Consider the following 22770-nt stretch of genomic DNA (forward strand, 5'->3'; position numbering starts at 1 on the left):
AATCCCCCAACGTGGTTGTGCACGGCGTGGTGCATTTCCTGTGCCAGGACCGGCCCGGTGCAAGGGAAAGCCCGGATGCACCCGGGCGGTGCAAGCCGCTACAGTCCCTGCATTGCCTGGTGCTCGGTAGGGTATTCAGGACGTTGGAGACCGAGGAGACACCCGTACCGGCACCGCCGGACACGCCGCACAGGCACCCCGACAGAGCCGACCCACAAGGTCGGCTCTTTCTTTTTAGGCTCCCCCCTGCGCGCCTTCGGCGCTTCCCCCGGGGGGGACGCTGCCGATGGACCGGCGGAGCCGGATCCATGGCAGCCTGGGTGTGGGCGTGCTCGGCGCGGCGAGAATCCGTGTCCTATGGAACTGCTGCTCGTCTCGGCCGCCTCGCTGCTCGCTGGTTTCGTGGACTCGATCGTGGGCGGGGGCGGGCTGATCCTCGTGCCGGCGATGTTCGCGGTCTTCCCCACCACCCACCCGGCCACGCTGTTCGGCATCAACAAGGGGGCGGCGGTGCTGGGCACGGCGGCGGCCACGGTGCAGTACGCGCGACGCGTGGACATGCCCTGGCGCTCCTTGCTGCCGGCGGCGGCCGCGGCGTTCATCGGGGCGATGGCGGGGGCCTGGACGGTCACGGTGATCTCGCCCGACTTCCTGCGCCGCGCGCTGCCGTTCGTGCTGGGCGCCGTGCTGGTCTATACGCTCATGCGCAAGGACCTGGGCCACGCGCACGACCCGGCCTTCGCCGGGCGCCGTCTCACCGCAGCGGCCTGTGTGATGGGCGTGGTCATCGGCTTCTACGACGGCTTCTTCGGTCCGGGCACGGGCAGCTTCTTCGTCTTCCTGTTCGTGCGCTGGCTGGGCTTCGACTTCCTGCACGCCAGCGCCAGTGCCAAGCTGCTGAACACGGCGTCCAACCTGGCGGCGCTGCTGCTGTTCGCGCTCAAGGGCCACGTGTGGTGGCACTACGCGCTGGTGATGGCGCTGGCCAATGTGGTGGGCAGCCTGGCCGGTACGCGGCTGGCGCTCAAGCACGGCAGCGGGTTCGTGCGCTGGGTGTTCATCGTGGTGGTGGGGGCGCTGATCCTCAAGACCACCTGGGACGCCTGGCTGCGGTAGTCGGCCTGCGGTCGACGAACACCAGGCTCGGTGGCCGTGAGGGCGCTACACCTGGGGGTAGCCGCCACAAGGCTTCTGCAAGATCCATCCGCCATGGCATGGGTGAGTCTTGCATGCGGTCCTCGTAAGCGACTTCACCCAACGCCTTCTCCCCTTGCCCTCATGCACTCCAAGTTCCACGACACGCTCCGTCTCCTCAGGAAGGGGGTCGCACTACTTCTCGTCATCGTCGTCGGGACGCTGGCCGTGAGCGTCGCGCTCATCGGCTGGAACGAGTTCAAGCGCACCCGTCAGCTCGATCGACTGTCTCGCGAAACGCAAGTGCCCCAAGCGTTGATTGACATCGGCGAGCGCCCATTGGCATCGCTCTTCGGATCGCTCGAAGAGCGCATCTGCGTATTGCGTCCCTACACGGGCAATCGAGGGATTGAGAACATGAGTCCGGAAGAAGAACAGGCGGTGCGCCGCCTTGATCTGCCCAGCGAGGACCTGACCTGGTATCTGGTGGCGTTTCAGGGCAAGGCAATTGCGCGGGTGCTGCTCATCAACGAGACGACTGTTGCAGAACTGACCTCTGACTCCATGTGCTTCGGCCAGCATGACATTGGCCTCATCCGGGTGCAGCAACACCCGACATCACCACCGCCCATCCGGCAGGTGCAATTCATCAATGGGAGCGTCAAATGAGCACGGTGTTCGGTCGTTTCGCCATGCCTGTACCGGTGCGCCATGGACGAAACACCTGGGCGAAGGTGGTGGCGATAGCGCGCGTGGGTCGTACACCCGGGGGTTAGGCGCACACCCGCTCCCGCATGATCCTCCCGCCAAGGCAAGGAGGAGCGGATGGGGCTTGAGGCATCGACGCGCGCACACGCGCTGAAGTGGATGTTGCGGATCGCGTGGGCAGGGGCGGCCCTGGCCGCCTGCGTGGCACTGGGCCATGGCTTTCAGTACGCGAACTGGTCGGGCTATGTCCCGGCGCAAGCGCCCACGCACTGGGGCCCGCGCGTACCCACTGTCGGGCTGCTGGGTGGCGTGCCGGTCCACATCCCGCCCGGGGCGGCCGACTACCCGGAGTTCGATGGCGATCCGGCCTGGGGGCAGTGGACGCGCCACGTGCCGGTGCGCACCCCCACCTCGTCCATCCGCCGCTTCGGCATGCTCCTGCGGCACCCGGAGCTGACGCCGGTCCACGAACCGGGCCCGTTGTCCGCGGGCCTCAAGGCGCTTGAAGCCGAGGCCGACCATCCCTGGGTGCTGGCATTGGTCCTCAGCGGCGAGCGCTTTCCCGGTGCCGATGCCCTGCGCCGGTTCGTGCGCGAGCGCGTGACCGACGACGCCCACTGGCCCGCGCCAGCACAGCAGGGCCGACAGCACCGGGTCGATTTCGTGCCACCGGCCCTGCAGGCGGCAAGGCACGAAGGGCTCGGCCCGGTGCCGGACGACCGCCACCTGGCCTACGACGATGCCGGGCACCTGCTGGCCTACATCGCCTGCAGCAACGACCCCGTGCTGCCCCGGCACTGCGTGCAGGTCTGGTCGCTGGAGCGCCACGGCTGGCCGGTGCTGGTGTCGGTGCATTACCGGCGCAGCCTGGAGGCGGAGTGGGCGCACATCCAGCGCGGCGTGACTAACGCCGTGTTGACCATGCGGGTGGCGCCATGAGCGCGCGGGCCCGCTGGCGTCGGCGGCTGCTGTTCGCGCTGCTGCCGGTGCTGCTGTTCTACGGCACGTACTTCGTATCGCGGTACGCGGTGTTCAGCTTGACCATGGATCGGCAGTCGATGGTGATGGAAGAGCTCATCCGATCCGCCGTTGCGAAGAAGTCTCCCCGGTTGGGCGAACTGATTGCGCCTACCACTTTGGGCACGAATCGCTCTGCGGGCTGTTCGTTCCTGTTGCTCGAAGAAGTCTGGCGCGACTGCAAGTCCATCACGCTGTCCGGCGATGCCTCGGACGAAGACGTCCTCGAACTGAAAGCCGTCATCCGCTCGGTCGCCGTTCCCATCGTTGCCAACCCCTGCGCTCATATCACCGACGCCACCTTGATCCATGGCATCGATCGACATCGTTTCGGCTGCGACGGGATTTCCTCTCCGTTCCGCGCAGTGGTGAGGTACGCCTCGCGAGGAGAGATTCACTTTCACTTTTCATCTCAAGGGAGCATTGAATGACAGCTACTGTCTATGTCCGATCCGTCATGCCCGGCACTGTCAAGAACAGCCGCCGAGATATCTCAAGGGTCGGGCACGCATGGATCGAGATCCACCACTCGGACGGCTCGATCGAGTCCGCCGGGCTGTACCCGAATCCGGTCGCATACACCGCGCCAGGGGAGGTCATCAGTACCGACGCCCGGGACTATGCCGGCCGAGGCTTGACGTCGGACCCCATTCCCGTCACCAGTGCAGAGTTGCAGAAGCTGCGAGAGTTTGTCGAGTTGTCCAAGCGAGGCGTCACCTGGACGCTGCCGGGCTATGGAAGCGGTGAAAGAACCTGGAACTGCGCCACCTGGTCCATCGCCGCCTTGCAGTACGCCGGTGCCGACGTGCGCTTCTCGTCCAGCGGCCTCGCGCCCTGGTTCATCCCGCTGTACATGGAAAAAGACCCGCTCCCATCCACGTGGACCGCCGAAGGCTGGGGTGATATCCATCCCTATGGCGTCGACCCCACCACCAACACGCGCTTCACGAGTTCGCGCAAGAACTCCTCGCCCCTCGTGCTGGACCTCGATGGCGACGGCATCGAAATCTCAGCGTTGACCGGCGCCGTCCTGTTCGACCACAACGCCGATGGCCTGCGCACCGGCACCGCCTGGGCCGGGGGCCGACGACGGCTTGCTGGTGCTGGACCGCAATGGCAATGGCTGGATTGACTCGGGGCGCGAGCTGTTCGGCAACCACACCCTGCTGAACGATGGTGCATACGCCGCAGACGGTTTCGAGGCCTTGGGTGCGCTCGACGGCAATGCCGACGGCGTGATCGATGCGCGCGATGCGGGCTTCGCCGCCCTTCGGGTGTGGCGCGATCAGGACCAGGACGGTGTCAGCGACCCGGGTGAGTTGCATGCGCTCGACGCCATCGGCCTCTCACAGATCGACCTTGCGCCAACGGCGCACGCCGAAACCCTGGCCGATGGCACGCGCCTGGATGGTTTGGGCAGCTTCAACCTCGACGGCCAGATCCATGCGTACACGGACGCCTGGTTCGCCGAGAACCCTTTCCATCGCGCGTTCAACACGCCCGTCGCATCGTCAATCAATACAGCCTTGCCCGACATGCAGGGCTCGGGCGCGGTGCGCGATCTGCGCGAAGCGGCCGCCCTGTCGCCCGCGCTGGCCGATCTGCTGAACCAATTCGCGTTGGCCGAAACACGCGATGCGCAGCGCGTGCTGCTAGAGCCCATCCTCCACGCCTGGGCAGAGACCAGCGACTTCGTCACGCTGAGCGATTGGTCTGCCGCAGGACACACCGTGACATTCGATCTGCACCAGCTCGATGCCGAGGCAACCGCCCTCTGGCGCGAACGCATCGCGGTGCTCGAGGCTTTCAATGGACAGCACTACGTCACGCTCAAGCCCAATGGCACCACCAACGTGTGGACGGGATCGACACGGCAGCGGCTTCTCCAAGAGAGCTGGACGGCGCTGGAGGACGGCGTCTACGGCGCGCTGGCGATGCAGACGCGACTCAAGCCGTATCTGGACGGAATCGATCTGGTCATCGACGAAACCAGTGTGCGCTGGGACGGTGCGGGCATGCAGGCGCGGCTGACCGAACGCCACGAGAGCGACCCGCGCGAGGCGCTGCTGGACCTGGCCGACCTGAGCCTGCACGCCGGCGCACCGCTTGCCGTCGCCGGCGTGGACGCGCAGGCCTTGCTGCGCCGCTGGCTGGCCGAACTGCCCGAAGGCAGCCCGATCCCCGAAGAGCTGCGTGGCGTGGGCGTGGGGCACGGCTTCGGCACGTCGGCCAACGATCGAATGGACGGTGCCGCTGGCGATGACGCGCTGTATGGAGCTGGCGGAGACGATGAACTCCTGGGCTTGGCCGGCGACGATGCACTCTCGGGAGAAGGCGGGTCCGACTTGTTGCGTGGTAGTGCCGGACAGGATGCGCTCGATGGTGGGGATGGCAACGATCACCTGTACGGCGGGGCCGACGACGACCATCTGTTTGGCGGGGGCGGCGACGACCGCTTGTATGGCGACGCTGGCGACGATGTACTCCACGGTGGCGCAGGCAACGATTACCTCAATGGCGGCGCTGGCTCGGATATCTACCGGTTTGGACGCGGCGACGGAAAGGATGAAATCCACAACCCCGAATACCTTGCCGACAACGACGTGGCCGTTGAAGACAAGTTGTTCTTTTGCGAGGGAATCGAACACCATCAGCTCTGGTTCCGGCGCGAGAACAGCCATCTGGAGGTCCGCGTCATGGGTACCGATGACGTGGTTCGACTGAATGGCTGGTACAGCAGCACACCTACGCGGATCGACGCCTTCGAAACCGCCAGCGGCGATACGCTGTTCGCCCAACAGGTCGATGCGCTGGTGCAGGCCATGGCGGCATTCGCGCCGCCGCCGCCGGGACAACTCTTGCTGACATCCGAGCAGCAAGCGGTGTTGACACCTGTGCTGGCCGCCAGTTGGGGATGACCCGCGGGATCCTGCCTTTTGGCCTATTCCGGCTGCAGTGACCGCGCCGCCTAGGGCGCTGGCTCGGCGGGCGGCCAGGGCACCTCGCTGACCTGGCGCGGTGTGCCCTGCGGCGGGCCGCCGCCGCCGGCTTGCAGGGAGGCGATGTCCTGCTCGCTCGGGTACTGGCCGAGCAGCAGGTAGTCGAACACGCGGCGCGCGATGGGGGCTGCCGCCGCGGCGCCGAAGCCGGCGTTCTCCACGATCACGGCCAGCGCCACGCGCGGCGCGTCGGCCGGCGCGAAGGCCAGGTAGAGCGAGTGGTCGCGCTGGTGCTCCTCGAGCTTCCTGGCGTCGTAGCGCTCGCGTTGGCCGATGGTGACGGCCTGGGCCGTGCCGGTCTTGCCGCCGCTGGTGTACCCGGCGCCCGAGAACACGCGCGCCGAGGTGCCTTCGGTGGTGACGGCCTGCATGGCACTGAGCACGGCGCGCACGTGCTCGGGCTTGAAGTTCAGGTTCTCGGTGGGAGGCGCGGGCAAGGGGTCGACCTGCCCCGTGAGCGGGTTGCGCCGTGCCAGCGAGAGGTGCGGGGCGTGCTTGATGCCCCCGTTGGCCAGCGTGGCCATGGCGTTGGCCATCTGCAGCATGGTGAAGTTGTTGTACCCCTGGCCGATGCCCAGCGAGATGGTCTCGCCCGCGTACCAGCGCTGCTGGTCGGGGCGCTTGTAGGTGTTGCGCTTCCATTCCTGGCTGGGCAGCACGCCGCGCACCTCGCCCTTGAGGTCGATGCCGGTGATCTGGCCGATGCCCAGGGGCTTCATGAAGTCGTGGATGGCGTCCACGCCCATCTCGTTGGCCAGCGAGTAGTAGTAGACGTTGCTCGACTTGATGATGCTGCGGCGCAGATCCACCGCGCCCAGCCCGCCGTCGCCATGGCTGCGGAAGCGGTGGTTGCCCAGCATCCAGTAGCCCGGGTCGTTGATGACCGTTTCGGCCTTGCGCGCGCCGGTTTCCAGAGCGGCCATGGCCATGAAGGGCTTGTAGGTGGAGCCCGGCGGGTAGGTGCCGCGCAGGGCGCGGTTGAGCAGCGGCTTGTCGAGCGATTCGTTGAGCGCGCGCCAGTTGTCCACGTCGATGCCCTCGACGAAGAGGTTGGGGTCGAAGGTGGGCTTGGAGACGAAGGCCAGCACCTCGCCGTTGCGCGGGTCGATGGCCACCAGCGCGCCCCGGCGATCGCCGTACAGCGTCTCGACCAGGTGCTGCAGCTTGGCGTCGATGGTGAGCACGACGGTGTCGCCCGGCGTGGGCGGCGTGGCCGCGAGCGAGCGCACCGCGCGACCGCCGGCCGAGGTCTCGACGCGCTCGAAGCCCGTGGTGCCGTGCAGCAACTGCTCGTGCTGCTGCTCGGCGCCGAGCTTGCCGATGTACTCGGTGCCGCGGTAGTTGGCCTGCTCTTCTTCGGGCCAGTCGGCGATGAGCTCCTTCTCGCGCTGGTTGATGCGGCCGATGTAGCCGACCACATGGCTGGCCGTTTCACCGTTGGGGTAGTGGCGCAGCAGGCGCGCGCGCACCTCGACGCCGGGGAAGCGGAAGCGCTGGGCGGTGAAGCGCGCCACCTCCTCGTCGCTCAGGCGGGTGCGGATGGGCAGCGAATCGAAGCGGTGCGACTCCTCGAGCAGCTTGCGAAAGCGTCGCTCGTCGCGCGGGCCGATGTCGACCAGCTCGCGCAGGCCGGTGATGGTCTCGTCCAGGTCCTCGATCAGCGAGGGCGTGAGCTCCAGCGTGTAGGCGGAGTAGTTGCTGGCCAGCACGCGCCCGTCGCGGTCGACGATCTGGCCCCGGTTGGGCACCACCGGAATCACCGCCGTGCGGTTGCTCTCGGCCTGGGCCATGAACTCCTCGTGCTTGTGCACCTGGAGCCAGCTCATGCGCGCCACGATGAGGCCGAAGGCGAACAGCACCGCCAGCGCGACCACGATCACGCGCTGGCGGAACTGCCAGATGTCCGCATCGACGTTGCGCAGTTCGGTCATGGCCTTGGCTGTGGGGTCAGATCGGGCGGTTGTCGTCGGGATCGGGTGCGCGGCGCTGCGGGGCCAGCAACATCACCGTGACGACAGGCCACAGCATGGCCTCGATCAGTGGCGAAAGGAAGTAGGGCCATCCCGGGAAGCTGCCGCCACCCAGCAGGCGCACCACCATGCCCAGCAGATGCGCCACCGCAAACAGCGGCAGCACCTGCAGCGACTGCTGCAGCACCGGAAACCACAGCAGGCGCCGGTGCATGGCCACGGCGCCGAAGGCCATGACGGTATAGGCCAGCGCGTGCTGGCCCAGCAGCGCGCCCTGGTGCACGTCCATGGCCAGGCCGAAGAAGAAGGCCGTGCCCACCCCGATGCGCAGTGGCTGGTGCACGCACCAGAACACCAGGGTGAGGGCCAGCAGGTCGGGCACCCAGGCGGCCCGCCCGAACAGGCCCATGTTCATCAGCATGTTCAGCGCCAGCGCAATGAGCAGGCTGAACCAGATGAAAACGGTGTTGGCGGGCAGCAGCAGTTGCTGGCCGGGGCGCATGATCATGGCGTGGCCCCCCGGTTGCCCGGTCGCACAGCGCCCTTGGCGCCCGGCACGCCGCCGGGCTTGGCGGCATCGCTGGCGGGCGCTGCGGCGGGTGGCGGGGGCACCTGCGCGCCGGCGGGCTCCAGCACCAGCACGTGCAGCGTGCCGTCCATGCGGGCCAGCGGCTCGGCGCGGATGCGCATGAAGGAGGAGCCGCTCTGGCGTTCCACGGTCGTCACGCGCGCCACCGGCAGGCCGGGCGGGTAGACGGCGTCCACGCCGCTGGTGGTGAGCAGGTCGCCCTCGCGGATGTCGGTCTCGGCCAGGGTGTAGCGCAAGGCAAGGCCGTCGCCGTCGCTGGCGGGCTCACCGTAGGCCACGCTGCGCACCCCGGAGCGAACGTCCAGCACGGGAATGGCCTGGTCGCGGTCCACCAGCAGGCTCACCTCGGCGATCAGCGGGTACACACGCGTGACCTGGCCCAGCACGCCCGACTCGTCGATGACCGGTGAGCCAGCCTGCACACCATGCGTCTGGCCGCGGTCGATGACCACGCGGCGGGAGTAGGGGTCGGCGGCGTCGTAGACCACCTGAGCGCCGATGGCCCGCGGCATCACCCGCTCGCGCATGGACAGCAGTTCGCGCAGGCGCTGATTCTCCTTGCGCAGCTGCTCCACCTGCAGGCTGTTCGCGGCCTGGTCGGCCAGGCGGCGCACGGCGTCGGCCTCGTTCTGCTGCGCGGCGTGCAGGCTGGTGACGTAGCCGCCGGCGGCGCCCACCAATTGCACGGGTTGCAGCACGGCCCATTGCACGGGGTAAAGCACGGTGGCGAGCACCGCGCGCACGGGCTGCGCCACGCGAAAGCGCAGGTCGGCCACCATCAGGAACAGCGCGACGGCGCTGAACACCACGAGCTTGGACAGGGCCGAGGGGCCCTGCTTGAAGAACGGCGGTGGGGTGCGGTCCAGCGTGCCCAGTGGCATGGTGGCTCGCCGCGCGGAACGCGGCCCTTATTCGCTGGTGAAGATCGTGCCCAGGCGCTCCATGCGCTCCAGGGCCATGCCGCAGCCGCGCACCACGCAGGTGAGCGGCTCTTCGGCCACCAGCACGGGAAGGCCGGTTTCTTCGGCCAGCAGGCGGTCCAGGTCGCGCAACAGGGCGCCGCCGCCGGTGAGCATCATGCCGCGCTCGGCGATGTCGGCGCCCAGTTCGGGCGGGGTCTGCTCCAGCGCGTTCTTGACGGCGCTGACGATCTGGTTGAGGGGTTCGGTGAGGGCTTCGAGCACCTCGTTGGAGCTGATGGTGAAGCTGCGTGGCACGCCCTCGGAGAGGTTGCGGCCCTTGACCTCCATCTCGCGCACCTCGGAACCCGGAAAGGCCGAGCCGATTTCCTTCTTGATCGCTTCGGCCGTGGGCTCGCCGATCAGCATGCCGTAGTTGCGGCGGATGTAGGCAATGATGGCGTCGTCGAACTTGTCGCCACCGACGCGCACGCTGCCCTTGTAGACCATGCCGCCCAGGCTGATGACACCCACCTCGGTGGTGCCGCCGCCGATGTCCACCACCATGGAGCCGGAGGCCTCGGTCACCGGCAGGCCGGCGCCGATGGCCGCGGCCATGGGTTCCTCGATCAGGTAGACCTCGCGGGCGCCGGCGCCCAGGGCCGATTCGCGGATCGCGCGGCGCTCGACCTGGGTGGAGCCGCAGGGCACGCAGATGATGATGCGCGGGCTCGGCTTGAACATCGAGCGCGGGTGCACCATCTTGATGAACTGCTTGAGCATCTGCTCGGTGACGGTGAAGTCGGCGATCACCCCGTCCTTCATCGGGCGGATGGCCTCGATGTTGCCGGGCACCTTGCCGAGCATGGCCTTGGCCTCGCGCCCCACGGCCTGGATGGTCTTCTTGCCCTGCGGACCGCCTTCGTGGCGGATGGACACGACCGAGGGCTCGTCGAGCACGATGCCCTTGTTGCGCACGTAGATGAGGGTGTTGGCGGTGCCGAGGTCGATGGCCAGGTCGGTCGAGAAACTCCGACGGAACGCTTCAAACATGGTGGGTGAATCCTGTGGAATGCGTGCGCTCACGCGAGCGCGTGCAGCCGGGGGTGGGGCCGAAGATCGGGCCGGACATCGGGGCTAAGTGATTGATTCGGTGACGAAAACCGGGCCAGAAGGCCGACTCCGCCGAACGCTGGATAATACCCGAACGCCTGTGTACAACCGCACGAAAACAGGGCGGTTTGCCCCGCAAAAGCGCCGTTTTGCAACCGGTTGCAGGCCTTCGCCGCACCCGTGGAGCAGGCTCCTTCACCCCCAGCACCATGTCCCTGACCCTTCAAGACATCGGGCGCATCGCCAACCTGGCGCGCCTCGAACTCGACGCCGAGCACAGCGAGCGCATGCTCGCGCAACTCAACGGCTTCTTCGACATTGTCGAGCGCATGAACGCCGTCGACACCACCGGCGTGGAGCCGCTGGCCCACCCCACGGCCGTGATGGAGGACGTGGCCCTGCGCCTGCGCCCCGACGTGGTGAGCGAGCCGAACGCGCGCGAGGCCAACCAGAAGAGCGCTCCGGCCGTGGAGCGCGGCCTGTTCCTCGTGCCGAAGGTGATCGAATGAAGGCGCTCCACGAGATGGGCGTGGCCGAGCTCGCGCAGGCCATCGCCGACAAGCAGACGAGCAGCGCCGAAGCCACTCAGCACCTGCTGGCGCGCGCGAAGCAGCACCAGGCGCTGGGGGCGTACCTGTCGTTCAACGAAGAGGCCTCGCTGGCCCAGGCCCGGGTGGCCGACGAGCGCCTTGCGGCCGGCGAGCGCACACCGCTGCTGGGCGTGCCCATCGCGCACAAGGACATCTTCGTCACGCGCGACTTTCCCAGCACCGCGGGCTCGAAAATGCTCGAGGGCTACCAGAGCCCCTTCGACGCCACCGTGGTGACGAAGCTGGCGCAGGCCGGCGCCGTGAGCCTGGGCAAGCTCAACTGCGACGAGTTCGCCATGGGCGGCAGCAACCAGAACTCGGCCTACGGGCCGGCCCACAACCCCTGGGACACCACCCGCGTGCCTGGCGGCTCCTCGGGCGGCACGGCCGTGGCCGTGGCCGCACGCCTGCTGCCCGCCGCCACCGGCACGGACACCGGGGGCTCCATTCGCCAGCCCGCCAGCTTCTGCGGCGTGACCGGCATCAAGCCCACCTACGGCCGCTGCTCGCGCTACGGCATGGTGGCCTTCGCCTCCAGCCTGGACCAGGCCGGCGCCATGGCCCGCAGCGCGGCCGACTGCGCCACCCTGCTCACGGCCATGGCCGGGCCGGACATCGATCGCGACTCCACCAGCCTGGACCACCCGGCCGAAGACTACAGCCGCCTGCTCGGCCAGCCCCGCGAGGGCGCCACCGCCGCGCAGCCGCTCAAGGGGCTGCGCATCGGCCTGCCGAGGGAGTTCTTCGGTGAGGGCGTGGCCGCCGACGTGCTGGCGCCGGTGCACGCCGCGCTGGCCGAGGTCGAGAAGCTGGGCGCCACGCTGGTGGACGTGTCGCTGCCCCGTACCGAGCTGGCCATTCCGGTCTACTACATCATTGCGCCGGCCGAGGCGAGCTCGAACCTCAGCCGCTTCGATGGCGTCAAGTTCGGCCACCGTGCGGCCCGATACGACGACCTGCTGGACATGTACAAGAAGTCGCGCAGCGAGGGCTTCGGCCCCGAGGTGAAGCGGCGCATCATGATCGGCACCTACGTGCTCAGCCCCGGCTACTACGACGCCTACTACCTCAAGGCGCAGCAGATCCGCCGCCTGATCGCGCAGGACTTCCAGCAGGCGTTCACGCAGTGCGACCTGATCGCCGGCCCGGCCGCGCCCACCGTGGCCTGGGCCATCGGCGAGAAGGCGGACGACCCGGTCGCCAACTACCTGGCCGACATCTTCACGCTGCCAGGCAGCCTGGCCGGCCTGCCGGGCATGAGCGTGCCGGCGGGCTTTGGCGGGTCCGGCGAGAACAGGGGCCTGCCCGTGGGCCTGCAATTGATGGGCAACTACCTGAAAGAGGCCGAGCTGCTGCAGGCCGCGCACGCCTTCCAGCAGGCCACCGACTGGCACACCAAGACGCCCGCAGGGTTCTGACCATGAGCAAGCCAACCGCCTCCCTGCTGGTGCAAGGCTACGAAGTCGTGATCGGCTTCGAGACGCACACCCAGCTCGCCACCCGATCCAAGATCTTCAGCCGCGCCGCCACCGCCTTCGGCGCCGAACCCAACACCCAGGCCTGCGCGGTCGACCTCGCGCTGCCCGGCACCCTGCCCGTGATGAACCGCGAGGCCGTGGCCTGCGCCATCCGCCTGGGCCTGGCCGTGGGCGCGCACATCGCCGAGAAGAGCGTCTTCGCGCGCAAGAACTACTTCTACCCCGACCTGCCCAAGGGCTACCAGATCACCCAGTACGAGATCCCGGTGGTGCAGGGTGGCTCGGTGACGTTCTTTCTCGACACCGGCAAGGGCGCCGCCGACGCGGCGCGTGAGAAGAAGACCGTGCGACTGGTTCGCGCGCACCTGGAAGAGGACGCGGGCAAGAGCCTGCACGAGGACTTCATCGGCCAGAGCGGCATCGACCTCAACCGCGCCGGCACGCCGCTGCTGGAGATCGTGACCGAGCCCGATATCCGCTCCAGCGCCGAGGCCGTGGCCTACGCCAAGGAACTGCACAAGATCGTCACCTGGATCGGCATCTGCGACGGCAACATGCAGGAGGGCTCCTTCCGCTGCGACGCCAACGTCTCGGTGCGCAAGCCGGGCGCGCCCCTCGGCACGCGGCGCGAGATCAAGAACCTGAACTCCTTCAAGTTCATGCAGCAGGCCATCGACTACGAGGTGCGCTGGCAGATCGAACAGATCGAGGACGGCCACGCCATCGAGCAGGCCACGGTGCTGTTCGACCCCGACACGGGCGAGACGCGCGCCATGCGCACCAAGGAAGACGCGGACGACTACCGCTACTTCCCCGACCCGGACCTGCCGCCGCTGGTGGTGGCGCGCGACTGGGTGGACGAAGTGAAGGCGGCCATGCCCGAGCTGCCGCGTGCCATGGCCGAGCGCTTCGTGCAGCAGTACGGCCTGCCCGAGTACGACGCCACCACGCTCACGCAGAGCCCCGCCATGGCGGCCTACTTCGAGGCCGCGGCCCAGGCCAGCGGCCAGGCCAAGATGGCCAGCAACTGGGTGATGGGCGAGGTCTCGCGCCGGCTCAACAACGAGGAGCGCGACATCGCCGAGGTGCCGGTGAACGCGGGGCAGCTGGCCGCGCTGCTCGCGCGCATCGCCGACGGCACGGTGTCGAACAACGCCGCCAGACAGGTGATGGACGCGCTGTGGACCGGTGAGGGTGCCGATGCGCAGGTAATCGACGCACGCGCGCAGATCGACGCCGTCATCGAGGCCAAGGGGCTCAAACAGGTCAGCGACAGCGGCGCCATCGAGAAGATCATCGACGAGGTCATGGCCGCCAACGCGGAGATGGTGGCCCAGTTCCGTGCCGGCAAGGACAAGGCCTTCAACGCCCTGGTGGGCCAGGCCATGAAAGCCAGCAAGGGCAAGGCCAACCCGCAGCAGGTGAACGACCTGCTGCGCAAGAAACTGGGTTGACCCGGGGCGGTCAGCGGCTCTGGGCGGCGGTGTTGGCCCAGAGTTGCTTGAGCTTGGCCAGTTCTTCGTCGAAGCGCGCGTTCACGCGTTGCTTTTCCTGGGCCTGGTCGGCCAGGAACCGCTTCTGCACGTCCATCTGCTTCTCGTTGTCATCGACCTTGCGGCGCAGCCACAAAGGTGCCTTCGCCAGATCGCCCTGGTAGAACTCCAGCTCCTGCGCGATGCCCTTGCGCTGCTCGACCAGGGCCGCCTCGCGCTTGTGCACCGCCGCAATCACCTCGTCGATCTGAGCGAGCGCCTCCTGGCGCTCCTTGTCGTGCACCGCCTGATTGGGGTAGCGGATCAGCAGCGCACGATCGCGGCGCCGCTCTTCCTGAATGCGGGCCTGTTCTTCTTGCTCGGCGCGGCGCTTGGCCTCCACCTTCTCGCGCTCTTCGCGTGTGTAGCTGGGCGGGATCACCTCGCGCACGGTGCCGGTGCGGCCCAGGCGCTGCTGCTCGCGGTCGAGGCAATCGACGATGGGGCGGTCGGAGGTGATGCGCCGGCCCTTGCTGTCGGTGCAGGTGTAGATGGATTGGCTGCTCTGGGCCTGAGCGCCCGCTGCCATCAGCCACAACGCCGCCGCAATGGCCGGCCCGAGGCGGCGGGACAGGGGATGCGTCGACGGTGGGTGGTTCATGGGTGGTGGTCTGGCAGGTGTCGGGCGACTCAGCTCACGCCGTAGCGCGCCCGGTAGGCCAGCACGCGCTCGCGGTGCGCCGCGACCTCGTTGCCGGCCTGCGCGGACAGATACTGCAGCAAATCATCCAGCCTCGCAATCGAACAGACCTGCAGACCCAGCTGCCGCTGTACGTACTGCACGGCACTGTGATCCACGTCGCGGACGCCGCCGTCCGGGCCGACCTCGGTGGCCTTTTCCTGCCGGTCCAGCGCGATGGCCACGGCGCTCGGCGTGGCGCCCGCCGCGCGGATCAGCGCGATCGACTCGCGCGCAGCGGTGCCGGCGCTCATCACGTCATCGACGATCAGCACCCGGCCTTGCAGCGGCGCGCCCACCAGGGTGCCGCCCTCGCCGTGGTCCTTGGCTTCCTTGCGGTTGTAGGCGAAGGGCACGTTGCGGCCCAGGCGGGCGAGCTCGATGGCCACGGCCGCGCCCAGGGGGATGCCCTTGTAGGCGGGGCCGAAGATCATGTCGAAGGGGATGCCGCTGTCGAGCAGCGCGCGTGCATAGAATTCGGCGAGCCGACCGAGCTTGGCGCCGTCGTCGAACAGGCCCGCGTTGAAGAAGTAGGGCGAGAGTCGACCCGCCTTGGTCTTGAACTCGCCGAACTTCAAGGCACCGGCCTCGACGCAGAACTTCACGAATGCCTGGGCCAGCGGCTCGTTCGCCGCGCCTGCCATCACCATAGGGGACTTCCTCGTGTTCAATCTGACCAGCCTCAACCTCAACGGCATCCGCTCGGCGACCACCAAAGGCCTCGAGGCCTGGCTGGCGAAAAGTGCGCCGGATTGTATTTGCATGCAGGAAGTGAAGGCCCAGGCGGCCGACGTCGCCGGTCGCTTCGAAGAACTGGCCGGGATGCGCGGGCACTTCCATTTCGCGCAGAAGAAGGGCTATGCGGGCACGGCGGTGTTCTCTCGCCACGAACCCAGTGCGGTGGTCACGGGTTTTGGCACGCACGAGTTCGACGACGAGGGCCGCTACACCGAGCTTCGCTTCGACACGCCCAAGCGAAAGCTGTCCATCATCAGTGTGTACTTTCCCAGCGGTTCGTCGGGGCCGGAGCGCCAGGAATCCAAGTACCGCTTCCTGGCGGCGTTCTTCCCCCACCTGGTGACGCTCAAGTCGCAGCGCGAGTTCATCCTGTGTGGCGACGTGAACATCGCGCACACACAGAACGACCTGAAGAACTGGCGCAGCAACCAGAAGAACAGCGGCTTCCTGCCCGATGAGCGCGCCTGGATGACCCGCCTGTTCGGCGAGGACGTGGGCCTGATCGATGTCTACCGCAAGCTGCAGCCCGACACCACCGACGCCTGCTACACATGGTGGAGCAACCGGGGCCAGGCTTACGCAAACAACGTCGGGTGGCGGCTCGACTACCACCTGGCCACGCCGGCCATTGCCGCGCTGGCGCGCACCGAATCCATCTTCAAGGAGCAGCGCTTCTCGGACCACGCGCCGATCACCATTGGCTACGACTTCAAACTCTGAGCCGATGCTGCGCTACCGCACCGTTCCCGTCACCGCCTTCGCCCAGAACTGCTCCATCGTCTGGTGCGACGAGACGATGGAGGCCGCGATCGTCGATCCGGGTGGCGATCTGGACCGCCTGCTTGGCGAAGTCAAGGCCCTGGGCGTCACGCTCAAGGCCATCTGGCTCACGCACGCGCACATCGACCACGCGGGCGCCACGGCCGAACTCGCAAGGCGGCTGTCCTTGCCGATCATCGGTCCGCACGAGGGCGATCGCTTCTGGATCGACGCACTGCCCCAGCAGGGGGCGATGTTCGGCTTTCCGCCGGCCGAGACCTTCACGCCCACGCGCTGGCTGCACGATGGCGACACGGTGCGCATCGGTCGCTGCGAGCTCGCGGTGCGCCACTGCCCCGGCCACACGCCGGGGCACGTGGTGTTTCATTCGAAGGAGGCGCAGCGCGCCTTCGTGGGCGACGTGCTGTTCGTGGGCAGCATCGGCCGCACCGATTTTCCGGGTGGGAACCACGCAGATCTGCTGGCCAGCATCCGTGAGCGGCTGTGGCCGATGGGGGATGAGACGGTGTTCGTCCCCGGGCACGGGCCCGAGGGCAGCTTCGGGCGGGAGCGGCGGATGAATCCGTTTGTGGGCGAGCGGATCTGAGCCTCAGCCCTTGCGCGCCTGCTCGTACAACCCTTGCACCTTCGGCACATTGGCCTCAAGCTGCCGAATGCGGTCCGGCCCCGTCGGGTGGGTCGACAGAAACCCCGGCGCCGCGCCGCCGCCGGCCGCGGCCATCTTCTGCCACAGGGTGACGGCCGCGCGCGGCTGATAGGCCGACCGCGCCGCGAGTTCCAGGCCTACCAGGTCCGCCTCGGTCTCGTCGTCGCGGCTGTACTTCAGGCTCAGCAGTTGGGTGCCCAGGTTGGCGGCCACGTCGCCCAGTTGCCCCAAACCCAGCAGTTGTGCCGCGATCGACAGGCCGATGCCCGTGGCATTGGTCTTGGCCACGCGCGAGCGCGCGTGTTCTCGCAGCGCATGCGCCATTTCGTGGCCCATGATCATCGCGGCCTCGTCGTCGCTGAGCTGCAGCTTCTCGAGGATGCCGGTGTAGAAGGCGATCTTGCCGCCGGGCATGCAGAAGGCGTTGATCTGCTCGCTGCGGATGAGGTTGACCTCCCACTGCCACCCGCTGGCGCGCTTGTTCCATTGCGGCGAATGCGGAATGAGGCGCCGCGCCATGTTGCGCAGGCGCTGGACCTGGGGGTCGCCGCTGGCCACGAGCGCACCCTTGGCCCTGGCCTCGGCCATCATCTGGTCGTATTGCTGGTCGGCCGCCTTTTCCAGTTCTTCCGCTGGCACCAGGTTGCGCAGGGCCGAACCCGAGCCCACGTCCACCTGGGCCAGCGCGGGCGCGGCGGCCGCTGCACCGGCGGCGAGCACGAAGGCACGGCGCGCCGACCACACGGGCTCGGCGCGTGGTGGGGCGGGGTCACGGGTCTTGAGGTCGCAGAGGAAGCACATGGGCGAATAATAGGCAAAGCCGCGCGCCCTTGCGTGACGGCGTTCCACCATCCATCGCATGCCACCCGACGCCACCTCGCCCACGCCCACCGCCGATCAACGCCTGTCGTGGGCGCAGACGCTTCGCGTCTACCTCGAACCCGCCAGCCTGCGCATGTTCGCGCTGGGCTTCTCGGCCGGCCTGCCGCTGCTGCTGGTGCTGGGCACGCTGAGCTTTCGGCTGCGCGAGGCCGGCATCGACCGCACCACTATCGGCTACCTGAGCTGGGTCGGCCTGGCGTATGGCTTCAAGTGGTGCTGGGCGCCGCTGGTGGACCGGTTGCCGATCCCCTTGCTCACGCGCGCGCTGGGCCGCCGGCGCAGTTGGCTGCTGCTGTCGCAACTGGCCATCGTGGCGGGGCTGGTGGGCATGGCGCTGGTCGATCCTCGGGCCGGGCTGGACGCGGTGGTCTGGTGTGCGCTGGTAGTGGCCTTTGCCTCGGCCACGCAGGACATTGCGCTGGACGCCTTCCGCATCGAATCGGCCGACACGCAGCGCCAGGGCGCGCTGGCGGCCACCTACCAGACGGGCTACCGCCTGGCCATGATCTGGGCCGGCGCGGGCGTGCTGTGGCTGGCCGCGCGTGCCGAGGTGGCGGGCGGCGGCTACCAGCAGGCCGCCTGGAGCACGGCCTACCTGGTGATGGCCGCGAGCATGTCGGTGGGCGTGCTCACGGTGCTGATGTCGCGCGAGCCCGCCCGCATGGAACTGCCGCCCGCCCGCAACGTCCAGGAGTGGCTGCAGACCGCGCTGGTGGAGCCTTTCGCCGATTTCCTGCGCCGCTACGGCAAGCACGCGGTGCTGGTGCTGGCGCTCATCGGCGTGTACCGCATCAGCGACGTGGTGATGGGCATCATGGCCAACCCGTTCTACGTGGACATGGGCTACACCAAGGACCAGGTGGCCGCTGTGAGCAAGGTCTACGGCGTGATCATGACCTTGCTGGGCGCCTTCGTCGGCGGTGCGCTGTCCATGCGCCTGGGCGTGATGCGCGTGCTGATGCTGGGTGCGGTGCTGTCGGCCGGCAGCAACCTGCTCTTCGCCTGGCTCGCCGGCCATACGGCCAGCCTGCCGGCGCTGGTCATGGTCATCTCGGCCGACAACCTGAGCGCGGGCGTGGCCTCGGCGGCCTTCATCGCCTTTCTCTCGGGCCTCACGAACGTGAGCTACTCGGCCACGCAATACGCGCTGTTCAGTTCGATGATGCTGCTGGCGCCCAAGTGGGTGGCGGGCTACTCCGGCGCCTTCGTCGACAGCTTCGGCTACACGCCCTTCTTCATCGGCACGGCCCTGCTCGGCGTGCCGGTGCTGCTGCTGATCTGGCTGGCCACGCGCTGGTTGCCGGTGCCGCCCACCACTGCGCCGGCCGCTAGCGCTGGCTCACCAGCCAGGCCCGGATCGCCGGCTTGACCACCTTGCCCAGCGCGGTGCGGGGCAGGGCGTCCACGCGGTGCCAGTGGCGCGGCCACTTGTAGCGCGCCAGACGGCCCTCCAGCGAAGCGGACACGCCGCCCTGCCAGTCATCGGGCGCGTTCTCGCGCAGCACCACCACGGCCACGCACGCCTCGCCCCAGCGTTCGTCCGGGCGTCCCACCACGGCGCACTCCGCCACCCAGGGATGCTCGGCCAGCAGTTGCTCGATCTCGGCCGGGTAGATGTTCTCGCCGCCAGAGATGATCATGTCCTTGGCGCGACCCACCACCACGTAGCTGCCATCGGTGTCCTGGCGCGCCAGGTCGCCGCTGTGGAAGAAGCCCTCGGCGTCGAGCGCGGCGATGTCGGGCCAGTACAGGCCCACCACGTTGGGGCCACGCACGCAGATCTCGCCCACCCGGCCGCGCGCCACGGGTTCGCCGTCCGGGCCGGCGAGGCGGATCTCCACACCTGGCGCGGGCCAGCCGCAGGAGCCCACGTGGTCCATGGCTTCGGCCGGGCCGAGGGCGATGGAGAACGGGCCGGTTTCGGTGCTGCCGTACACGTTGCACACCGGGATGCCGCGCGCGTGGCAGGCGCGCAGCAGATCGGCTGGCAGCAGGCTGGATCCGGCCCAGATGGCGCGCAGGCAGGACAGGTCGGCGCGCGCCCAGCGCGGGTGCTGCTGCAACGCCTGCAGCGTGGCGGGCACCTGCAGGGTGAGCGTGGGGCGCGACGCGGCCAGGGCGTCGAACACCGCGCCCGGATCGAAGCGGCGGTGCAGCAGCACCGTGGCGCCGCGCGACAGGGCGGGCAAGGTCTGGATGCACAGGCCGCCCACGTGGAACAGCGGCAGCGCGGTGAGCACGGTGTCGTGCTCGGTGATCTCCTGCACCTGCGCGGCGATGGCCATGTTGGCCAGCAGGTTGGCCTGGGTGTGCACGGCGCCCTTGGGTTGGCCGGTGGTGCCCGAGGTGTAGACCAGCAGCGCCGGGTCGTCGGGGCCGCCCGCGTTGTCCGCGAAGCCCTCCGGTGGCTCGGTGGGCAGCTCGTCGCCGGTGTCCAGCGCCTCTACCGGCAGGGCCGCGATGCCATGGGCAGCGGTCAGGGCGCGCGCGGGTTCCGCGAAGGCCTCGTCGTGCACCAGCAGCACCGGCGCGCTATCGTTCAGCACGCTGGCCCACTCGGCCGGCGCCAGGCGGTGGTTCAGCGGCACCAGCATGGCGCCGCGCTGCGCCAGGGCGAACAGCAGCGCGATCTGTGCGGGGTGGTTGAAGCCCAGCCAGGCCACGCGCAGCCCACGTTCCACCGGCAGGGTCTGCGCCAGCGCCCGGGCGCGCAGGGCCAGTGTGGCGTAGTCCAGTGATCGCCAGCGCGGATCCTCGCCGTCCCAGCGCAGGGCGGTGTGGCGGGGGTGGATCTGGGCGCGTTGCGCGAGCAGCGCGCTCAGGGTGTCGGCGGCGGGCAGGGGCATGGCGGTGGATCGGTTGGGCGCGGCGTGGCGGACATATCGGCCGCCATCATTTACCTTACTTTACGCGGGGCGCAAGCCCGCTTCACGCGGGCGACACAGCATCGGTGTCACCGGCGCCCGCCGCTACACTGATCCGCATGACCACCGCCCACTTGCTGATGATCGAAGACGACGCCCGCCTGGCCGCGATGGTGCAGGAGTACCTGGGCCAGTCGGGCTTCGAGGTGACCCATGCCGCCGACGGCGAAAGCGGCCTGGAGCAACTGCCGCTGGTGCAGCCCGAGCTGGTCATCCTCGACCTGATGCTGCCCGGCATCGACGGCCTGGAGGTGTGCCGCCGCATCCGTTCGCTCAGCACCTCGCAGGCCCGGGTGCCGGTGCTCATGCTCACCGCCAAAGGCGACCCGATGGACCGCATCGTCGGCCTGGAGCTCGGCGCCGACGACTACCTGCCCAAGCCCTTCGAGCCGCGCGAGCTGCTGGCGCGCGTGCGCGCCGTGCTGCGCCGCCGCGCCGAGGGCGGCGGCAACGGCGGCAGCCGCACCACGCCGGTCATGCGCTTCGGCACGCTGGAGATCGACCGCGACGCGCGCACCGTCACCGTGGGCGATCACCCGGCCGAGCTCACCTCGTACCAGTTCGACCTGCTCGTGGCCATGGCCGAGCGCGCCGGGCGCGTGCTCACGCGCGACCAGATCATGGAGGCTGTGCGTGGCCGCGAACTGGAGGCCTTCGACCGCTCGATCGACGTGCACATCGGGCGCATCCGCGGCGCCATCGAGGCGGACAGCAAGAACCCCAAGCGCATCCTCACGGTGCGCGGCGTGGGCTACGTGTTCGCCAAGCAGCAGGAATGAGTCTTTCACTGTTTGGCCAACGCCTGTACCTGCGCATCTGGCTCGCGGTGGTGGCCGCCGTGACCGTGCTCACCCTGGTGGTGGGCTGGCTGTGGCAACAGGCACTGGAGCGCGACCGCGAGGAACGCGAAGCGCGCGTGATGCGCACCATCATCGTGGAGAACTCGGCGGGAGACGTGCTGGGCAACGCGCCCGCGCGCGCCGAGCGCATCCCCGGCGAAGGCTGGCGCTTCGAGGTGATCATGAAGGACAGCAGCAAGCTCTACGTGATGCTGCCGTTCTCCAACCGCGGCGCGCCCACCAACCCGGGCAGCCGCGCGCCGGCCTGGCTGCTCACCCCCGCCGGCTTCGCCTGGCTGCTGGGTCTGGTGGCCCTGGCGGTGGCGCTCGGGGCCTACCCCATCGTGCGCCGCCTCACCAAGCGGCTGGAGACGCTGCAGAAGGGCGTGGAGCGCTGGGGCGCGGGGGACCTGTCGACGCGCCTGTCGGTACACGGGCAGGACGAGGTGGCCTTCCTGGCCGAGCGCTTCAACGTGGCGGCCGAGCGGGTGCAGACACTGCTGCAGTCGCACAAGCGGCTGTTGGCCAACGCCTCGCACGAGCTGCGCTCGCCCCTGGCGCGCATCCGCATGGGCTTGGCCCTGGTGGGCAACGACCCGGCGCACCAGGCGCAGCGCGCCGAGATCGCGCGCAACATCGACGAACTCGACCAGCTCATCGACGAGATCCTGTTGGCCAGCCGGCTCGACCTGAGCGACCCGTCCGACCCGGCGGCCCTGGGGCCGGAAGAGGAGGTGGACCTGCTGGGCCTGGCCGCCGAGGAGTGCGCGCGCGCCGAGGCAGAACTGGAGGTGGCGCCGCAAGCCGGCGCGGTGGTGGTGCACGGCCACGCCAGGCTGCTGCGCCGGGTGCTGCGCAACCTGCTGGAGAACGCGCGCCGCTATGGCCGCGGGGCGGGCAATGCCGATGCCGAGGTGCGGCTGAGCCTGTCCGTGCAGGGAAGCGGCCAGGCGCGCCAGGTGGTGGTGTCGGTGGACGACCACGGTCCGGGCGTGCCGGCGGAGTTGCGCGAGCGCATCTTCGAACCTTTCTACCGGTTGCCGGGCGCCAGCGAACGCGAAGGCGGCGTCGGGCTGGGCCTGTCGCTGGTGCGCACCATCGTGGAACGCCACCAGGGCGCGGTGCGGTGCGAAGACCGCCCGGGCGGCGGTGCGCGGTTCGTGGTCACGCTGCCGGCCTAGTGCCGTGGCGCCGCGAACTTCCCCCAAATTGGGGATGCCGGTCGGCTGTCAGGCCCGACACAATCGCCGAGT

At 68.8% G+C, this 22770-nt stretch carries 22 protein-coding genes; 14 read left to right on the plus strand and 8 right to left on the minus strand.

All coding sequences use genetic code 11. The features are described 5' to 3' along the window. Nucleotides 1-357 precede the first annotated feature (357 nt). The 6 genes from GTO19_RS02120 (at nt 358) to GTO19_RS02145 (ending at nt 5777) form a co-directional block, all read left to right on the plus strand. Nucleotides 358-1116 (plus strand): TSUP family transporter, encoded by a 759-nt coding sequence (locus tag GTO19_RS02120; RefSeq protein WP_291017933.1) that lies wholly within the window; start codon nt 358-360, stop codon nt 1114-1116. A gap of 162 nt (nt 1117-1278) precedes the next feature. Next, nucleotides 1279-1803 (plus strand): hypothetical protein, encoded by a 525-nt coding sequence (locus tag GTO19_RS02125; protein ID WP_291017935.1) that lies wholly within the window; start codon nt 1279-1281, stop codon nt 1801-1803. Between the two features lie 198 nt (nt 1804-2001). Next, the gene (locus GTO19_RS02130) at nt 2002-2781 is read left to right on the plus strand and encodes a hypothetical protein (protein ID WP_291017938.1); all 780 of its coding nucleotides are present in this window, start codon (nt 2002-2004) and stop codon (nt 2779-2781) included. After that, complete coding sequence (locus GTO19_RS02135) at nt 2778-3290, plus strand: hypothetical protein (protein ID WP_291017941.1); 513 nt, start codon at nt 2778-2780, stop codon at nt 3288-3290. The genes GTO19_RS02130 and GTO19_RS02135 overlap by 4 nt, the downstream gene beginning before the upstream one ends. Next, entirely contained in the window at nt 3287-3991 is a 705-nt protein-coding gene (locus tag GTO19_RS02140) for a hypothetical protein (RefSeq protein WP_291017944.1), read from the plus strand. Before GTO19_RS02135 ends, GTO19_RS02140 begins: the two co-directional genes overlap by 4 nt. Next, on the plus strand, nt 3960-5777 hold the full coding sequence (locus GTO19_RS02145; protein WP_291018266.1) for a calcium-binding protein: 1818 nt from the start codon (nt 3960-3962) through the stop codon (nt 5775-5777). Before GTO19_RS02140 ends, GTO19_RS02145 begins: the two co-directional genes overlap by 32 nt. Before the next feature lie 50 nt (nt 5778-5827). On the opposite strand, the gene mrdA is transcribed toward GTO19_RS02145, so the two are convergent. From mrdA to GTO19_RS02165, 4 genes are read right to left on the minus strand one after another with little or no spacing between them, the layout of a single operon-like run. Next, nucleotides 5828-7789, minus strand: coding sequence for a penicillin-binding protein 2 (gene mrdA / locus GTO19_RS02150; protein WP_291017947.1), 1962 nt, complete (start codon nt 7787-7789; stop codon nt 5828-5830). Between the two features lie 16 nt (nt 7790-7805). Beyond that, on the minus strand, nt 7806-8336 hold the full coding sequence (mreD, locus tag GTO19_RS02155) for a rod shape-determining protein MreD (RefSeq protein ID WP_291017949.1): 531 nt from the start codon (nt 8334-8336) through the stop codon (nt 7806-7808). Beyond that, a complete protein-coding gene (gene mreC, locus GTO19_RS02160) occupies nt 8333-9298 on the minus strand; it encodes a rod shape-determining protein MreC (protein WP_291017951.1) in 966 nt (321 codons plus the stop codon). The genes mreD and mreC overlap by 4 nt, the downstream gene beginning before the upstream one ends. Before the next feature lie 27 nt (nt 9299-9325). Continuing rightward, nucleotides 9326-10369 (minus strand): rod shape-determining protein, encoded by a 1044-nt coding sequence (locus tag GTO19_RS02165; protein ID WP_291017953.1) that lies wholly within the window; start codon nt 10367-10369, stop codon nt 9326-9328. Between the two features lie 269 nt (nt 10370-10638). Here GTO19_RS02165 and gatC point away from each other — a divergent pair, with 269 nt between their 5' ends. Genes gatC through gatB form a run of 3 tightly spaced genes read left to right on the plus strand, consistent with a single transcriptional unit; the run spans nt 10639 to nt 13951 of the window. After that, nucleotides 10639-10938 (plus strand): Asp-tRNA(Asn)/Glu-tRNA(Gln) amidotransferase subunit GatC, encoded by a 300-nt coding sequence (gene gatC / locus GTO19_RS02170; RefSeq protein WP_009519391.1) that lies wholly within the window; start codon nt 10639-10641, stop codon nt 10936-10938. Continuing rightward, nucleotides 10935-12437, plus strand: a complete 1503-nt coding sequence (gene gatA, locus GTO19_RS02175) for an Asp-tRNA(Asn)/Glu-tRNA(Gln) amidotransferase subunit GatA (RefSeq protein ID WP_291017955.1) — start codon at nt 10935-10937, stop codon at nt 12435-12437. Before gatC ends, gatA begins: the two co-directional genes overlap by 4 nt. Nucleotides 12438-12439: 2 nt before the next feature. Next, complete coding sequence (gatB, locus tag GTO19_RS02180) at nt 12440-13951, plus strand: Asp-tRNA(Asn)/Glu-tRNA(Gln) amidotransferase subunit GatB (protein ID WP_291017957.1); 1512 nt, start codon at nt 12440-12442, stop codon at nt 13949-13951. A gap of 10 nt (nt 13952-13961) precedes the next feature. On the opposite strand, the gene GTO19_RS02185 is transcribed toward gatB, so the two are convergent. After that, nucleotides 13962-14630 carry a DUF4124 domain-containing protein gene (locus GTO19_RS02185; protein WP_291017959.1) on the minus strand — a complete coding sequence of 223 codons (669 nt, stop codon included), beginning with the start codon at nt 14628-14630 and terminating at the stop codon, nt 13962-13964. A gap of 29 nt (nt 14631-14659) precedes the next feature. After that, the gene (gene pyrE, locus GTO19_RS02190) at nt 14660-15358 is read right to left on the minus strand and encodes an orotate phosphoribosyltransferase (protein WP_291017962.1); all 699 of its coding nucleotides are present in this window, start codon (nt 15356-15358) and stop codon (nt 14660-14662) included. Between the two features lie 13 nt (nt 15359-15371). On the opposite strand from pyrE, the gene GTO19_RS02195 reads away from it, so the two are divergent. Both GTO19_RS02195 and GTO19_RS02200 read left to right on the plus strand, forming a co-directional pair. Then, the gene (locus GTO19_RS02195) at nt 15372-16166 is read left to right on the plus strand and encodes an exodeoxyribonuclease III (RefSeq protein WP_291017964.1); all 795 of its coding nucleotides are present in this window, start codon (nt 15372-15374) and stop codon (nt 16164-16166) included. 4 nt (nt 16167-16170) lie between these two features. Further along, on the plus strand, nt 16171-16812 hold the full coding sequence (locus GTO19_RS02200) for an MBL fold metallo-hydrolase (RefSeq protein WP_291017966.1): 642 nt from the start codon (nt 16171-16173) through the stop codon (nt 16810-16812). 3 nt (nt 16813-16815) lie between these two features. Here GTO19_RS02200 and GTO19_RS02205 read toward each other — a convergent pair whose 3' ends face one another. After that, nucleotides 16816-17673 (minus strand): M48 family metallopeptidase, encoded by an 858-nt coding sequence (locus GTO19_RS02205; RefSeq protein ID WP_291017968.1) that lies wholly within the window; start codon nt 17671-17673, stop codon nt 16816-16818. A 58-nt stretch (nt 17674-17731) separates the two neighbouring features. Between GTO19_RS02205 and GTO19_RS02210 the strand changes: the two genes are divergently transcribed. Next, complete coding sequence (locus tag GTO19_RS02210) at nt 17732-19123, plus strand: AmpG family muropeptide MFS transporter (protein WP_291017970.1); 1392 nt, start codon at nt 17732-17734, stop codon at nt 19121-19123. On the opposite strand, the gene GTO19_RS02215 is transcribed toward GTO19_RS02210, so the two are convergent. Then, the gene (locus tag GTO19_RS02215) at nt 19083-20600 is read right to left on the minus strand and encodes a class I adenylate-forming enzyme family protein (RefSeq protein ID WP_291017973.1); all 1518 of its coding nucleotides are present in this window, start codon (nt 20598-20600) and stop codon (nt 19083-19085) included. The two genes, GTO19_RS02210 and GTO19_RS02215, sit on opposite strands and share 41 nt — an antisense overlap. 137 nt (nt 20601-20737) lie before the next feature. On the opposite strand from GTO19_RS02215, the gene GTO19_RS02220 reads away from it, so the two are divergent. Together GTO19_RS02220 and GTO19_RS02225 are read left to right on the plus strand one after the other, a co-directional pair. Then, nucleotides 20738-21457: a response regulator transcription factor gene (locus GTO19_RS02220; RefSeq protein WP_291017975.1), complete on the plus strand. Its 720-nt coding sequence runs from the start codon at nt 20738-20740 to the stop codon at nt 21455-21457. Then, nucleotides 21454-22698, plus strand: coding sequence for an ATP-binding protein (locus GTO19_RS02225; RefSeq protein ID WP_291017978.1), 1245 nt, complete (start codon nt 21454-21456; stop codon nt 22696-22698). Before GTO19_RS02220 ends, GTO19_RS02225 begins: the two co-directional genes overlap by 4 nt. The last annotated feature ends 72 nt before the right edge of the window (nt 22699-22770 follow it).

Source organism: Hydrogenophaga sp. (genome assembly GCF_011772445.1).
Taxonomy (GTDB): domain Bacteria; phylum Pseudomonadota; class Gammaproteobacteria; order Burkholderiales; family Burkholderiaceae_C; genus Hydrogenophaga.

Bases quoted from the DNA above. Each gene is read 5' to 3' on its own strand.
- GTO19_RS02130 (WP_291017938.1), top strand. From the start codon at position 2,002: ATGTTGCGGATCGCGTGGGCAGGGGCGGCCCTGGCCGCCTGCGTGGCA.
- GTO19_RS02215 (WP_291017973.1), bottom strand. From the start codon at position 20,600: ATGCCCCTGCCCGCCGCCGACACCCTGAGCGCGCTGCTCGCGCAACGC.
- GTO19_RS02200 (WP_291017966.1), top strand. From the start codon at position 16,171: ATGCTGCGCTACCGCACCGTTCCCGTCACCGCCTTCGCCCAGAACTGC.
- pyrE (WP_291017962.1), bottom strand. From the start codon at position 15,358: ATGGTGATGGCAGGCGCGGCGAACGAGCCGCTGGCCCAGGCATTCGTG.
- GTO19_RS02220 (WP_291017975.1), top strand. From the start codon at position 20,738: ATGACCACCGCCCACTTGCTGATGATCGAAGACGACGCCCGCCTGGCC.
- GTO19_RS02210 (WP_291017970.1), top strand. From the start codon at position 17,732: ATGCCACCCGACGCCACCTCGCCCACGCCCACCGCCGATCAACGCCTG.
- GTO19_RS02165 (WP_291017953.1), bottom strand. From the start codon at position 10,369: ATGTTTGAAGCGTTCCGTCGGAGTTTCTCGACCGACCTGGCCATCGAC.
- gatC (WP_009519391.1), top strand. From the start codon at position 10,639: ATGTCCCTGACCCTTCAAGACATCGGGCGCATCGCCAACCTGGCGCGC.
- mrdA (WP_291017947.1), bottom strand. From the start codon at position 7,789: ATGACCGAACTGCGCAACGTCGATGCGGACATCTGGCAGTTCCGCCAG.
- GTO19_RS02140 (WP_291017944.1), top strand. From the start codon at position 3,287: ATGACAGCTACTGTCTATGTCCGATCCGTCATGCCCGGCACTGTCAAG.
- GTO19_RS02185 (WP_291017959.1), bottom strand. From the start codon at position 14,630: ATGAACCACCCACCGTCGACGCATCCCCTGTCCCGCCGCCTCGGGCCG.
- mreD (WP_291017949.1), bottom strand. From the start codon at position 8,336: ATGATCATGCGCCCCGGCCAGCAACTGCTGCTGCCCGCCAACACCGTT.
- GTO19_RS02225 (WP_291017978.1), top strand. From the start codon at position 21,454: ATGAGTCTTTCACTGTTTGGCCAACGCCTGTACCTGCGCATCTGGCTC.
- GTO19_RS02120 (WP_291017933.1), top strand. From the start codon at position 358: ATGGAACTGCTGCTCGTCTCGGCCGCCTCGCTGCTCGCTGGTTTCGTG.
- GTO19_RS02135 (WP_291017941.1), top strand. From the start codon at position 2,778: ATGAGCGCGCGGGCCCGCTGGCGTCGGCGGCTGCTGTTCGCGCTGCTG.
- gatB (WP_291017957.1), top strand. From the start codon at position 12,440: ATGAGCAAGCCAACCGCCTCCCTGCTGGTGCAAGGCTACGAAGTCGTG.
- GTO19_RS02125 (WP_291017935.1), top strand. From the start codon at position 1,279: ATGCACTCCAAGTTCCACGACACGCTCCGTCTCCTCAGGAAGGGGGTC.
- mreC (WP_291017951.1), bottom strand. From the start codon at position 9,298: ATGCCACTGGGCACGCTGGACCGCACCCCACCGCCGTTCTTCAAGCAG.
- gatA (WP_291017955.1), top strand. From the start codon at position 10,935: ATGAAGGCGCTCCACGAGATGGGCGTGGCCGAGCTCGCGCAGGCCATC.
- GTO19_RS02205 (WP_291017968.1), bottom strand. From the start codon at position 17,673: ATGTGCTTCCTCTGCGACCTCAAGACCCGTGACCCCGCCCCACCACGC.